The organism is [Clostridium] polysaccharolyticum (genome assembly GCF_900111595.1).
Taxonomy (GTDB): domain Bacteria; phylum Bacillota; class Clostridia; order Lachnospirales; family Lachnospiraceae; genus Clostridium_AI; species Clostridium_AI polysaccharolyticum.
Genome location: NZ_FOHN01000012.1, coordinates 25,612 through 38,815 on the forward strand (window position 1 = coordinate 25,612; position 13,204 = coordinate 38,815).

Here is a 13,204-nt window from a genome sequence, read left to right on the forward strand (position 1 = left end):
TGAAAGGTTGATATCTTCTGGTTCTGTTAGCTGCTTTCCCAAGCTTGATAACAGTTCAAAGTTAATATGATACCCTAAAAGAGCAGATTATGCAGAAATACAACAAAAATTTGGCTTTTCTACGCTCGTGAAATTTATCTTATCTTTTGGAAGCAATACATCAGGACATAAAATAGACAAACTTTTTCTTTGATCCATGCAACGGCTTTCAATACGGATGCCTGGTTTCGATGCAGTGATTTGTACTTTTAGATAAAATGAGACTGTTGTAGATAAAACCACGGAAACTCAAGGAGAGTTTCTCCTTTACCATCTGCAGATAAATGTAGTATAATATAGTTTGCAAAATATAAATTTAATGAGGTTACACATATGAGTTTTAAAGTTATGGGAATTACTGCTGGAAGAAAAGATTCCAATTCTGAAATTTTATTAAAAGAAGCCTTGCTTGCTTGTCAAAATCAAGGTGCACAAATCACTATGATCAACTTACATGACTACAATATTTTAGATTGTACTGGATGTACTGTCTGCACTCATGCAATGAGCGATGGCAAAGAATTAAAATGCTCATTAGAAGGAAAAGATGATAAAAAAGCCATTATGGATGTATTATTACAGCAAGATGCCTTAATTTTCTCTATTCCAACCTATGAGCTTATGCCCAGTGCTACATTCTTAAAGTTCATGCATCGAAACCTTGGGTATACGATTCCATATCTTGAGGCTACAGGAAAGTTAAAACACATTGACCGTGTTGGAGCATTAATCGCAGTTGGAGGTTCAACTCTTTCTTGGCAGTCTATGGCATTAGAATCTATGCAGGCTGCATGCATTACAAGTGGTGCAAAAATAGTAGATATGTTTATGGCTACTAGAGTTCCTGCTCCAAAACATTGTCTACTTCATGATAATTTGATTAAACGAGCCGAAGAAGTTGGAAATAACATCATGCAAGCATTACATACCCCAGTAGAAGAAAGAAAATGGCTTGGTGACGAGAACATGGGATGGTGCCCAAATTGTCACTCCAATGCTTTAATTTTAGGTCAGCCTAGATGGGATGGACTTTGCTTCCCTGTTGAATGTCAAGTCTGTGGAGCTGGTGGTGACCTAGAAAAATCAGATAATGGAAAATGGAAGTTCGTACTAGCCGAAAATGGACTCTGTCGCGACCGTACTTGTGCTGCTGGTGGCGGGGAACATATGACTGAAATTGCTGTCACCCAAGGCGGCTTTTATACAGAAGAAAATCTGAAAATTGTGAAAACGAAATTCGAGAAGTATAAAAAGATTCAGTTTCCAACTATATAAAGTCAAGACCACCAGCTTAGCTGATGGCTTGCTCTCTCCCCTATCAGGGGATATTACCTGCTTGTGCCTGGAAGGCGCACTGAAAGGTCTGCCAGCTGCACTACATTTTCAGCTGCCCCCTCTGGGGGCTTTTTCAGTGCTTCCTTATTCCAGATCTGCCCCAAAAGGTGCTTGCTGGTTTGCTTTGTTTTCCTACTGCTGCTCCAAGCAGTTTATTTCTTGTTTTTCCTCACCAGCTCACCCATAAACAGGTCGATGTTCTCTACTAACGACATCTGGTCATATAAAACTTCTATATTTCGCAGTTCTAACAGGCAGCGTAATTATCCAAAATATCACACAACGCACAGGCACTGCTGCTATGAGAACGTGCTACAACCGTATTTTGGTTTTCCACTGCCATTAATGCACCATTTACCATCTTATGAGAAACTGTATTGGTAAATAAAATCAGCAAATCCGGACTTCCAACCTGAGTTCTTAATTTGCTAGGCATTTGGGTAAACACCTTAACCTTACAATGATATCGTTTACAAATCTCCTTATATTTCGCCGCCATTCTGTCATGGCCTCCTACAATTACTACACTCATTCTTTTCACCTTTCTCGAATTTAATTATGATAACGATTTTCAATATCATTTTATTCTTTTATTAAATCCCAGTCAAGAATGTAGATGAGAACATTTATCATTAACTGCTATATTCAAAATTTTGAACGTAAAAGCTTAATACTGCTTTTCTGTAAACGCACAAATGAAATACCTATAATAATGCCAAGTGCAATAGCACCTGCTACCGTAATGGAATACCTTCCCTGTACAAGTAATTCATTCTGGTCTCCATTTAACCAGGCTGACATGGCACGGAATACAATACCTCCTGGAACAAATGGAATAATAGACGGAATCAGAAATATGGTGGATGGTTTTTTCCGATTTACTGCCATATATTCCGAATACAAAGTGGTTGCTACTGTGGCAATAAAATAACCGCCTACAATAGAGCCAAATCTGCTCTGGCAGATAAGATATAAAAAACATCCCAGAGCACTTCCAAAGCCACCGTAAAATACATCCTTCCCTTTTACATTAAATATCACGCAAAACCCTACTGAAATAATAAAGCAATAAAAACACTCTAGAAGCCACTTTAAAAACATGATGCTACCTGCTCTTTCGTTAAATTTGCAGTCCAAATACAGACAACACAATAAACACACCTGCTGCCGTCCCTGCTCCACTGATAAATACTTCTGCCAGACGTGCCAGTCCCGATATCAGCTCATTGGAAATCAAGTCACGCATGCAGTGTGTCAGTGCAACTCCTGGCACTAAATTCATAATAAGAGAAATCAGCATAATATCCAGCTGTTTTGGATAAAACGTAACATAAAACGTACTGAGCAGAATGGTAATTACGCCACTAGTAATCATGTTAGCAATAAAAATATTGGTCTGAATTTTTCTGGCAAACCACTGAACAGGATACACCACTACTCCTGCCACTCCACATATGCAGGCTGTTATAAAGGTTCCGCCAAAATACAATCCAAAGAAAAAAGAAATCATAATATACATCACCGTAGAAACCCAAAATGGATATGGCCTAGTTCTTCTGATTTCATTTATTCTTTTCATAATAGTCTCATAATCCATACATTCTCTGCATATATTCCGCGACAAATCATTTAGTGCTACGACTTTATTAAAATCGGTTCCCCGATCCGTTACTCTTTTTGTCCTAGTGCATACTTTATCCCCATCCACAACAGATACAACGATGCTTGTCAGTATTGCAAAACAGTCTGCATCATAGTATCCATAGGCATTGGCAATAAAACGGACACATTGTTCCACACGATAAATTTCCGCTCCATTTTTCAGCATAAGATAGCTGATTTCCGTTGCAATGTTTACGACTTGTTCTTGTGTCATGGGCAGCCCTCTTTTCTGTCATTGTCTATTTTAAACATTACTGTACGATTTTATCATGCTTTTGGCTATTTACAAGAAAAATTCCCCCACTTACCAAAAGCAGGCTCACTATATATTCCTTTTTAAAAATAGTTTCTTTTAATATCAATCCTGAAAGCAGTGTTCCTGCAATAGGAATCACAAAGTTATAAATGCAGATTTTACTAATATTATTGTAAGTTAATAACATAGCCCACAAAGTAAATGCAGCAGCTGACAGCATAGACAGATAGAGCAAAACCAGACTTCCTTCTAATGATACCTCCCAAAGCCTTCCACCCATCAGAAATCCTGCAGCTATTAAAATGGCTCCACCCATTGCTAAATTGTACGCAGTTACTACCCATGACTCATCTCTCTGGGTAGCTTTTTTCGATATCACAGCTCCCATTGCAGATGTAAATCCACTAATTACAATAAACCCTTCTCCTGTAAAAGAAAACTTTGCACTTCCCTGTCCTAATGTACAGAATAACACTCCACCAAACCCAATCATACATCCTATGGCTTTTTTCAAAGTAATTTTATCATTCGCATAGATAAAATGTGAAAGGATGACCGAAAGGAACACACTGGAAGAATTTACAATAGAACCATTGGTGCCAGTAGTGTTGGATAATCCAATGTAGAAAAAAATGTATTGAACCGTTGTTTGTACAATCCCAAGTTCCACTACATTTTTTAAGTTATCCTTGTGAAGTTTTGGAACTCTTCTATTCAATGCCAGATACCCCACAAGCAATAGTATCCCCGCAAGAAAAAATCTCGTTCCAGCAAAAAGCAGCTTGTCACTTACGGCATCTGTAATATGAAAGAGTGCATATCCTCTCTTTACAAATGGAAATGCACTCCCCCATAAAATATTGCAAAATACCGCAATCAGCACAACCATGACTGGATTGGTAAATATTTTTTTCCCTTTCACCTTCATTTCCCCTTTTTTCATTTTTATTGCTACTATCATACTCTAATCCTCACACCTTTTGCAATACCATTCTTTTATTTTTCTCTTTACACAATGGAAGCACCCAGACAAAACCGCCTGGGTGCTGATAAAGGATTATTTATTTATTGGAATTTTTATTTGAAAACTTCTCCTACACAAGTTCCGTTCTTACCAAGTTTTGTATCCTGGCTTAAACCTACGAACTTACCGCCTTCTTGCCATAGTGCTTCTTTTACGAATTCGTATTTGTCTTCATCCCATGTGATAAAGTCATATCCTACTAATCCGCCTGTATCACCAGAGTTCGCATTGTAGCACCAGAATGTGTGGTTTAATTTATTTTTGATGATTAATTCTCTTAATAATGTCATCCATTTTAAGTTAGGCTGTGACATATAACCACCCCACTCACCAATTAAGATTGGTGCAATGTTGTCATCGTGGATGTACATCCAGTTGTCACCCCAGCAGTCATCATATAAAGACTGCAATGTATAATCACCCTTGAACCAGTCTTGTTCAAATACTCCTGGGCCATAGTCATGTGGAGAATATACTAATTTATTCTGGAACTTTCCTAAATCAACAGGGAAGTCTTTAACACCTCTTAAGTTACCACCCCACCATGTTCCGTAGTATTCTTTTGCGTTTGTTGAATGGTAATCAGAATTATTTTCAAGGTCTTTTGGATAAATTTCAATACCTTCTACCATAATTAAAGCATTAGGATTTTTGGATAATACAGCAGCTGCTGCTTTTTCTGCAATGTATTTCCAGTTGTTAGGATCTTTTGTACCATTCCAGATCGCTCTTTTTGTTTCTTGGGCTTTTCCATGAGGTTCATTTTCTAAGTCGTAAGCAATGATTGTATCATCATCTTTATATCTGTCAGCTAACCATGAAAGGGATTCAAGATAATCTGCTTCAGAAATCTTCTCTGTATACCATAATGGTGCATAGTGTCCAGAAGCATCTGTTTCTGCACTATGGATATCCATCATAATCTTGATGCCTAACTGATCACATTTTTTGATTACATAATCAAAGATTTCTAAGCTGTTCATTCCAGCTAAGTAATTGTTAACGAAATCATTGTAACAAGGTTTTGGATAGATTCCATCTTCCCAGTTTAAACATAATTCACTAGAGATAGGGATTCTTAAAAGGTTAAATCCTCTGTCTGCAATACCTTCTAATGCTTTATTTAAGTCACAAGCCCAGATACCGTCGAAACAGTTTGTACCTGTGTTGTAGCCAAACCAGTTACATCCTGTCAGCCATACCTGATTGCCATTTTTATCAATAACTCTGTTACCATCTGTGAATAACCAGTCACCGCTTCCAGAAGGCTTTGCACTTGGTTTCTGACTTGGTGCGGCACTTGGTTTCTGACTTGGTACTGCACTTGGTTTCTGACTTGGTACTGCACTTGGTTTCTGACTTGGTACAGTTGAAACAGCTGGTTCTTTGCTTACTGCTGCTGATGGCACTGGAGTTGGTTCTTCACTTACAGCAGGAACTTCTGGTTCACCTGTAACTTCTTTGCCATTTAATTTATAGCTGACAATTGCTGCACAATCCTCTTTAAAAGTACCTGGATTTTTCACAATAAAACCAAATGTAGTTGAAGATGATTTCTGAATTGTCGCATTTGAGTCAGATGGTTCTACTGTCAAAAGACCAGCGTCATCAACGGAATATTCTCCGCACCATCCCTGATTAACTTGTGCTCCTGCACTAAACTGGAAACTTACTTTCCAATCTGTAATTACTCCAGCATTGCCACTGGATAATGTACAGCTAATCTGCTGATAAGAAGCAGTTCCATCATTCCATCCATTTCCTGCTTCAAAAGCTAAAGTAAGGTTTGAGTCTGTAACCGTTACGGCATCTGCTTTTGGAGTGCCTACATTAAACCCAAAACCTGTTAAGATAAATACAAAGCTCATAATAAACGCAAAAGTACGTTTTTTTGTTTTGCTTAGCATCTAATCCCTCCCAATCGTTTTATTTGTGTATAATTTACCATATTCCCTTATAACAATCCACAAAACAGGACAACATGTATAATTTTCAAACATAAAGTGACGAAAATTTAGTATATCTTAAAAGATACAAATTTCCTATTACTGATCCAAAAAACCTAGGTCCCCCCCTTCAATTGACCTAGGTTTTTATATATAACATATATACGCAAGGTACATATATTACCGCCGTATTCAGTTATACGATTATTCCTCTTCCCTAATAGGCTGATTGAAAGGTCCAGTCAGACAATCTACCATTGTACCTGAATAATCGCCCTTTAAATGAAGATATTGTCCATTTTTGGTAAATGTAATTGCATACATATATTTTTTCTTTTCCGAGCGGAACTCCAGATTCCTTCCAAAGTTTTCTATAAACTTATTCAGATTCTTTGGCACTTCCTCAAAAACATTTACACAAACCTGAACCGTTATAGAATCTGGCTGACTCTTAATATATGAAAACTCTGCCGTAATAGAATTCAAATTCAGGCATAGCTCTAAAATTGTATCAGATGGAACCTTATAGTCAAATTTTTTAAGAAGATTTCCAAACCACTGTGTTGTAACTTTTGGTAACTGGTTTGCCATGCAATAAGCGAACATGGTTCCTTTTAAGTAATTCACTCCGAAAATGCTTCCATACCGAATTCCACTCTCTTCCAGTATTCCTATATTTCTTCTAAAGCTGTCTGGTACATTTTTAAGAGCAGATATATACTGAAGCTTTTGTGGCAAATGGGATGCACTTAAAATACCTATAGTCTGCATTCCTACAGCTGCATCAAATTCAACCATATACCCTAACACTGGTATAGACTCCATTACTTCCATAACCAGTTTATCTGCCGGCATTCCGTTATTTGGCAACAAGTGATTCTCTACCGCAATTTTATAAGGATTAAGCTGATTGAAAATATCTGAAAAATGAACCGTTAGTCCTCTATGTTCCGGTTTTCTTGTGGTAGTACCCAATACAATATTCGTCCGAATACTGCTCAGGCTAGTTTTATATGTAGTTAAAATACTGTCTATTGCTTTTTCATCATATGTAACACCTGCTAGTTCTACTGCCTTAAGGATTGCTTTTTTGGTAGCCGGTATATCATTTTCAGGAACACTTTCCTCTTTCTTTCTGTTTGTATTAATTCCCAGATCTCTAAGCAGCTTTATCATATCTCCCCGGAAATAAACAGGGATGGTATCAAGAAATGCATTAAGCAAATCCTGCTCTTCTACCTCTGTTCCGTTTCTCTCCCTTGTCTTGTCCTCTATCTCACGAACCAGACTCCCACTAGCAATATTACGGAATTGGGATGGTGTTGCCCTCATAGTCTGTTCAAAATAAAGCTTCATCTTTTCTGGCCAATAGATATCTTTAATGATTCTCATTGAATTATTATTTGTCCCCAACGTATATTACATCTCCTTCACTTCTCAAATAAACGATGTATTCTCCATGTTGTCAAGGTCTTATCAGCATTACATCATAATGCCACTTATTATTTTTCATTTCCCTTTACTTTCAGTTCAATTCTTATGTAAATACTGTACATATTAGGCTGACAAGAAGTTGAGTTAATACAGTAATTCAATGTCAATAAGGTTTTCATAATGAGATTTTCTACATGAGTAAAAAATCCTGTTTCAGTGTATAATTAATAAGCAACGGATCTCAATTGATTTAAAACATCAATTGAGATAAGTCTATCATATATTAGAAAAATATGCAAATGTATTTATCATTTTTCCTATACATCTTTACTAAATTTTGTTGTACACTTTTTTTTAATGCGTTACATATCCTAATGTAGCTGCTGCCACCATTCCTGCAAAAAATGTAAGTATCTTAGAATTTTGAACTGGTAATGTCGCTACCAATATGGTTAATGGATCAAACCCATAAACGAGAAGAAAAGGCTTTTTAAAAATCCCCTGTTATCTAAGAAACAGTAACCTTTCTGCTGCCTAGGAATATACTGGAAACGAGGTGACGAAAATGCCAAATCTGCTTCCTTATAACAGAAATGCCGGTGTTGCATATGCCAGAAAATGGGCACTTGGCCGAAATCCTGCTTATTACAGCTTTGATAAGCTAGGGGGGGACTGCACCAATTTTATCTCTCAATGTCTCTATGCTGGTGCAAAGCATATGAACTACACTCCTACTTTTGGATGGTATTACAATTCACTAAATAGCCGTAGCCCATCATGGACTGGGGCCATTTTCTTAAATCGTTTTCTGCTAACCAATAAGTCCTCAGGTCCTCAAGGTAAAATCACAACACAATCAGACATGGAACCTGGTGACATTATTCAGCTGCAAAATGAAACTGGCCGAATATACCACAGTCTTTATGTACTTACAGCAAATAAAGAAATCCTAGTAGCTGCCCATGACGACAATGCCCTTTACCGTCCACTAAGTACCTATCAATATACCAATGCTATTTATATAAAAATTACAGGTGTAGGCAATTAATTTACACTGTAAATTATCCATTATGAACTATCCTGAAGAGTTTTGGGGGATTTACCATTCCAGTAAATCCCCCTGATTCCTATTTTGTGTACTGTATTGTATTTAACACACGTCCTTAGCATTTTCTTATTCTGCCGCATTTCCTGCTATATTAAGCAAAGCCTCTTAGAGAAAAATCTAAGAGGTTTTCTATATTAGAAATAAATTAATTCTTCTTTTGGCTTTGTTGATCTTTCAATGGATACTGGATAAAGCACTGGTCCTTTTCTCATATAATCCTTACAGAATTCATGACGGATTTTTGCTGTTACAGTAACCCATTCACGGTTTTCGAGGGAATCCACCAATTCATAAAATTCTTTTCCACCTTTACAGATAAATCCGAAGAAGGAAATATCATCTGCACAGCATGTCATTGCAAAACGTCCTGGAACAAAAGTACCCCTTGCAAACTTCTTGCCTTTATATACAAGTCCTTTAAAACGAACCGTCTTACCATCATATTTTTTAGATTCTTCCATTGCATCAATATACCATACACCGAAATCAATGTCTTCGATTTCAATAATATCTGAATCTAAGTCAAATGGAAGTTCTTCTTCTACTTCCAATGGTTTTCCACTCTTTGTTTCAAAATAAACACCTGCACGCCGATTCACTGCTTTGATACTTCTAAGGTAGGAAGCCCCTGGTGTATCATCTTCGCAGCGATTGAAAATTATCATATCTGCGTTCGTGAATTCTTCCATTACAAGGGAACGCATATTATTTAAGTATAGAGAAAATGTCTCTGCGTTTATAATGCTGATAACCTGAACAATTGCCCAGTCTTTTGGCAGCTGCATATTCATAAGATCCTCTAACTTCCACATTCCATTATACTCAATCAAAACTCTGTCAGGATGATATTGTTTCTGGAAAGCTTCCAGTTTTTCTGGCGTAAGTTCCTCCTGATCCTCAATCATCTCAATTGAAGTATTTACTTTTTTAAGAAAGCTTTCTTCATACTCTTCTTCCCCTTCTTCACAAGCAATTAGAAGAGATTTTTCTGTACTTGTAAAATCTTCGCTCTCTAATGTTTCTCTAAGAAAACTCGTCTTGCCACTTTCTAAGAAGCCGACGATGACATAAACTGGTATCTCCATTGTACTTTCCTCTCAATCTGCCTATGCTAACTGGAATAGTTCTTCTAATTTTTGTGTATTCAGGTTCGTTCCAATTACACATAGGCGTCCAGTATAATCTGGATTTCCTTCACGTAACTCATATTCTCCTGGAACCAGGTCAAAGTAAATCCATGTACCATCTTCATTGGCAACCATACCTTTAGCTCGTAAAATAATACCATATTCCTCAGATTCGGATAGTTGTTTCAATGCTGCTTCCATTTCTGCCTTCTTATATCTGTGTGGTGTTTCAGTTCCCCAGCTTGTAAATACATCATCTGCATGGTGATGATGATGATCGTGGTCATGTCCACAGCATTCGTGATCATGATGATGATCATGATCGTGGTCATGGTCATGTCCACAGCATTCGTGATCATGATGATGATCATGATCGTGGTCATGTTCGCAGCATTCGTGGTCATGATGATGATCGTGGTCGTGGTCATGTCCGCAGCATTCGTGATCATGATGATGGTCATGGCTTTCTTCTTCTTTTTTCAATAATTCATCAACTAGTGAATTCTCTTTTTTCATAGCTGCAACAATCTGCTCTCCAGTAATCAAATCCCATGCTGTTGTAATAATTGTTGCTTCTGTATTCACGCTGCGTATCAGCTTTACAACCTGTTCTAGTTTTTCCTGGCTTAAGTTCTGTGTTCTGCTTAAAATAATTGTTGAGGCATGTTCAATCTGATTATTAAAGAACTCTCCAAAGTTCTTCATATACATCTTGCACTTTCCTGCATCTGCAACAGTGACATAACTATCTAATTCTACTTGAGATAAATCCTTCTGCACATCTTTTACCGCTTTGATTACGTCTGATAATTTTCCAACACCTGATGGTTCAATAATAATACGGTCTGGTTTAAATTTTTCTAGTACTTCCTTTAATGATTTTCCAAAATCACCTACTAAGGAACAGCAGATACAGCCTGAATTCATCTCTGTAATCTCAATACCTGCGTCTTTTAAGAAACCACCATCAATACCAATTTCACCAAATTCATTTTCAATTAAAACGACTTTTTGCCCCTTATACACTTCATTCAAAAGTTTTTTAATTAATGTTGTTTTTCCAGCTCCTAAGAAACCCGAAATAATATTTATTTTTGTCATTACAAAACCTTCTTTCTTATCTGCATGTTCGTATCATCAATAGATTTTACCACTTTTTATACAAACTGGATAGCTTTTTTCTTAGATTTTCTGATTATTTCTCTCAAGCTGCATATAAAACCGATTCAAAGCAGCCTTTTTTAACCAGTCATATTCTTCAAATTTTTGAAGTGCACCTGGCACATCATCATACACTTTCCAGTAACCACATATCTTATATGCTAACCCCTTATGTTCAATAAATCCTTCTACATCCCAGATAGGATAACCAAGAAACAAACCTATTTCATGGGGAAATTCTGCAGCTCCTAAATAATAAGCCTGCAGTCTTCTTCGTAGCTGTCCGATCTTTTCATCTAGATTTAATGCCAGAAAATATTCTTTTAATAGTTTTGAATTTTTGTTCTTTTCTAGTTCCTCTTCTAGCTGTTCTCTCTGATAACAAAAAAGCAAATAGTAAAGTTTTGTTTCTAACAGAATCTCTAATCTGCTTCCATTCAAGAAGCCATTTTCACTTGACTCACAGTATGCTTGCAATTCAACATCACTTAAATAATGCTTCCATACGGTAACAAGTCCTGAAGGCTTTTTATTAGCCAAGACAGGTGCCGTGCAGCTGCTTAAAATATACCGCAGATATATTTCATTCTTATAAGAATTTCCCATATTATACGATTCCTTATTCCTAAGCTTTATTACCTTATAGAATTGCCGTTATATGTTTTTTTATACAAAAAAAGCTCCTAGAGAAGGATCATTTTTCTTTCATTATTTCAACTTGTACGGACTTACCTGTCCAGTAAGCTGTTGTACCTGAGGATTCATAGATTAAATTGTAAGTACTTCTGCCAATTTTTTAATGCGGCTAATCCATTCCTTACTTTTTCTTTTGTTTTCTCATTTTTCTTCTCCTAAAAAACACCTGCTGGATTCACAATCGCAATCCACAGGTGTTTTCTAAATTTATTCTTGCTTTTTCTCTTATATATCCGCTGTATTATTTTACTATTCTGACTTTTAATACGCCTTCGATTTTTTCTAACTGTTCTACTAAATGTACGCCAGATGGAGAACAAATATCAAATACACTATATGAATATTCTCCACGGCTCTTATTTACCATATTTTCTATGTTAATTCCTTCTTCTGCAAACACTTTTGTAAACTGTGTTAACATGTTTGGTACATTTTTATGGTTTACAGTAATACGTCCTTCTGTTGTACAGATTCCAGCATCACATGCAGGATAGTTCACTGAGTTTTTAATATTACCATTCTCGATGTAGTCCATAACCTGATTTACAGCCATAATTGCACAGTTATCTTCGGATTCTTCTGTTGATGCTCCTAAATGAGGTGTAGCAATAATATTTTTTACATCTTTAAATGCAGGGCTTGCAAAGTCACACATATATTTCGCAACTTTGCCAGACTGTACTGCTTCTACCATATCTGCTTCACATACAAGAAGATCCCGAGCATAATTTAAAATGATAACGCCATCTTTCATCATGGCAATTGTTTCTTTGTTGATCATTTCCTTGGTATCGTCTAACAAAGGAGCATGAACGGTTATATAATCACATTCTTTAAAGATTTCTTCTCTTGTTTTTACAACATGAATATCTCTAGACAAGTTAAGGGCATTGCCTACGGATAAGAACGGATCACATCCATATACGTCCATTCCTAAACGGTTAGCTGCATTGGCTACTAATACACCAATTGCTCCTAAACCAATAATGCCAAGCTTTTTCCCTTTAATTTCTTTACCAGCAAACTGCGATTTTGCTTTTTCCATGGTCTTCTTTACATTTGGATCGCTCTCATTTTCTTTTGTCCACTCAATGCCACCAACAATATCTCTAGAAGCCATAAGCATGCCACAGATTACTAATTCCTTTACCCCATTGGCGTTGGCACCTGGTGTATTAAATACCACAATACCTTTTTCTGCACATTTATCCAAAGGAATATTGTTTACCCCTGCACCAGCACGAGCGATTGCTGCAAGATTATCAGAAAAATCCATATCGTGCATAGCAGCACTACGAACTAAAATTGCATTAGCATCTGCTGTTTCTTCTACTTGTGTATAGTTATCTGTTAGTAAATTTAACCCAACAGGTGAAATTTTATTAAGACAGTTTACCTTTACCATAATTTCCTCCC

General features: G+C 36.7%; 12 protein-coding genes. 2 read left to right on the forward strand and 10 right to left on the reverse strand.

Features of this window, described 5'->3' with window-relative positions; translation table 11 throughout:
* Window positions 1-372 precede the first annotated feature (372 nt).
* Window positions 373-1,314, forward strand: a complete 942-nt coding sequence (locus tag BMY85_RS08890; RefSeq protein WP_092477921.1) for a flavodoxin family protein — start codon at window positions 373-375, stop codon at window positions 1,312-1,314.
* 307 nt (window positions 1,315-1,621) lie between these two features.
* Here BMY85_RS08890 and BMY85_RS08895 read toward each other — a convergent pair whose 3' ends face one another.
* The 6 genes from BMY85_RS08895 to BMY85_RS08920 all read right to left on the reverse strand — a co-directional run bounded on the left by BMY85_RS08895 (window position 1,622) and on the right by BMY85_RS08920 (window position 7,675).
* The gene (locus BMY85_RS08895; protein ID WP_092477922.1) at window positions 1,622-1,906 is read right to left on the reverse strand and encodes a DUF2325 domain-containing protein; all 285 of its coding nucleotides are present in this window, start codon (window positions 1,904-1,906) and stop codon (window positions 1,622-1,624) included.
* A 113-nt stretch (window positions 1,907-2,019) separates the two neighbouring features.
* Complete coding sequence (locus tag BMY85_RS08900) at window positions 2,020-2,475, reverse strand: threonine/serine exporter family protein (protein WP_092477923.1); 456 nt, start codon at window positions 2,473-2,475, stop codon at window positions 2,020-2,022.
* Window positions 2,476-2,494: 19 nt separating this feature from the next.
* Window positions 2,495-3,250 (reverse strand): threonine/serine exporter family protein, encoded by a 756-nt coding sequence (locus BMY85_RS08905; RefSeq protein WP_092477924.1) that lies wholly within the window; start codon window positions 3,248-3,250, stop codon window positions 2,495-2,497.
* Between the two features lie 37 nt (window positions 3,251-3,287).
* On the reverse strand, window positions 3,288-4,253 hold the full coding sequence (locus BMY85_RS08910; protein WP_092477925.1) for a DMT family transporter: 966 nt from the start codon (window positions 4,251-4,253) through the stop codon (window positions 3,288-3,290).
* Window positions 4,254-4,369: 116 nt separating this feature from the next.
* Window positions 4,370-6,223: a cellulase family glycosylhydrolase gene (locus tag BMY85_RS08915; RefSeq protein ID WP_242939711.1), complete on the reverse strand. Its 1,854-nt coding sequence runs from the start codon at window positions 6,221-6,223 to the stop codon at window positions 4,370-4,372.
* Window positions 6,224-6,466: 243 nt separating this feature from the next.
* A complete protein-coding gene (locus BMY85_RS08920; protein WP_207646541.1) occupies window positions 6,467-7,675 on the reverse strand; it encodes an aromatic prenyltransferase in 1,209 nt (402 codons plus the stop codon).
* A gap of 586 nt (window positions 7,676-8,261) precedes the next feature.
* Here BMY85_RS08920 and BMY85_RS08925 point away from each other — a divergent pair.
* Window positions 8,262-8,744, forward strand: a complete 483-nt coding sequence (locus BMY85_RS08925; protein ID WP_092477927.1) for an amidase domain-containing protein — start codon at window positions 8,262-8,264, stop codon at window positions 8,742-8,744.
* 194 nt (window positions 8,745-8,938) lie between these two features.
* Here BMY85_RS08925 and BMY85_RS08930 read toward each other — a convergent pair whose 3' ends face one another.
* From BMY85_RS08930 to BMY85_RS08945, 4 genes are all read right to left on the reverse strand, one after another.
* A complete protein-coding gene (locus tag BMY85_RS08930; RefSeq protein ID WP_092477928.1) occupies window positions 8,939-9,889 on the reverse strand; it encodes a TIGR03943 family putative permease subunit in 951 nt (316 codons plus the stop codon).
* Window positions 9,890-9,910: 21 nt separating this feature from the next.
* Complete coding sequence (locus tag BMY85_RS08935) at window positions 9,911-11,032, reverse strand: CobW family GTP-binding protein (RefSeq protein WP_092477929.1); 1,122 nt, start codon at window positions 11,030-11,032, stop codon at window positions 9,911-9,913.
* An 81-nt stretch (window positions 11,033-11,113) separates the two neighbouring features.
* A complete protein-coding gene (locus tag BMY85_RS08940; RefSeq protein WP_092477930.1) occupies window positions 11,114-11,698 on the reverse strand; it encodes a DUF3793 family protein in 585 nt (194 codons plus the stop codon).
* A gap of 331 nt (window positions 11,699-12,029) precedes the next feature.
* Complete coding sequence (locus tag BMY85_RS08945; protein WP_092477931.1) at window positions 12,030-13,193, reverse strand: phosphoglycerate dehydrogenase; 1,164 nt, start codon at window positions 13,191-13,193, stop codon at window positions 12,030-12,032.
* Between the last annotated feature and the right edge of the window lie 11 nt (window positions 13,194-13,204).

What these genes read in the sequence shown, in the direction of transcription:
- BMY85_RS08890 (WP_092477921.1), top strand. Translation starts at nt 373, where the DNA reads ATGAGTTTTAAAGTTATGGGAATTACTGCTGGAAGAAAAGATTCCAAT.
- BMY85_RS08895 (WP_092477922.1), bottom strand. Translation starts at nt 1,906, where the DNA reads ATGAGTGTAGTAATTGTAGGAGGCCATGACAGAATGGCGGCGAAATAT.
- BMY85_RS08900 (WP_092477923.1), bottom strand. Translation starts at nt 2,475, where the DNA reads ATGTTTTTAAAGTGGCTTCTAGAGTGTTTTTATTGCTTTATTATTTCA.
- BMY85_RS08905 (WP_092477924.1), bottom strand. Translation starts at nt 3,250, where the DNA reads ATGACACAAGAACAAGTCGTAAACATTGCAACGGAAATCAGCTATCTT.
- BMY85_RS08910 (WP_092477925.1), bottom strand. Translation starts at nt 4,253, where the DNA reads ATGATAGTAGCAATAAAAATGAAAAAAGGGGAAATGAAGGTGAAAGGG.
- BMY85_RS08915 (WP_242939711.1), bottom strand. Translation starts at nt 6,223, where the DNA reads ATGCTAAGCAAAACAAAAAAACGTACTTTTGCGTTTATTATGAGCTTT.
- BMY85_RS08925 (WP_092477927.1), top strand. Translation starts at nt 8,262, where the DNA reads ATGCCAAATCTGCTTCCTTATAACAGAAATGCCGGTGTTGCATATGCC.
- BMY85_RS08930 (WP_092477928.1), bottom strand. Translation starts at nt 9,889, where the DNA reads ATGGAGATACCAGTTTATGTCATCGTCGGCTTCTTAGAAAGTGGCAAG.
- BMY85_RS08935 (WP_092477929.1), bottom strand. Translation starts at nt 11,032, where the DNA reads ATGACAAAAATAAATATTATTTCGGGTTTCTTAGGAGCTGGAAAAACA.
- BMY85_RS08940 (WP_092477930.1), bottom strand. Translation starts at nt 11,698, where the DNA reads ATGGGAAATTCTTATAAGAATGAAATATATCTGCGGTATATTTTAAGC.
- BMY85_RS08945 (WP_092477931.1), bottom strand. Translation starts at nt 13,193, where the DNA reads ATGGTAAAGGTAAACTGTCTTAATAAAATTTCACCTGTTGGGTTAAAT.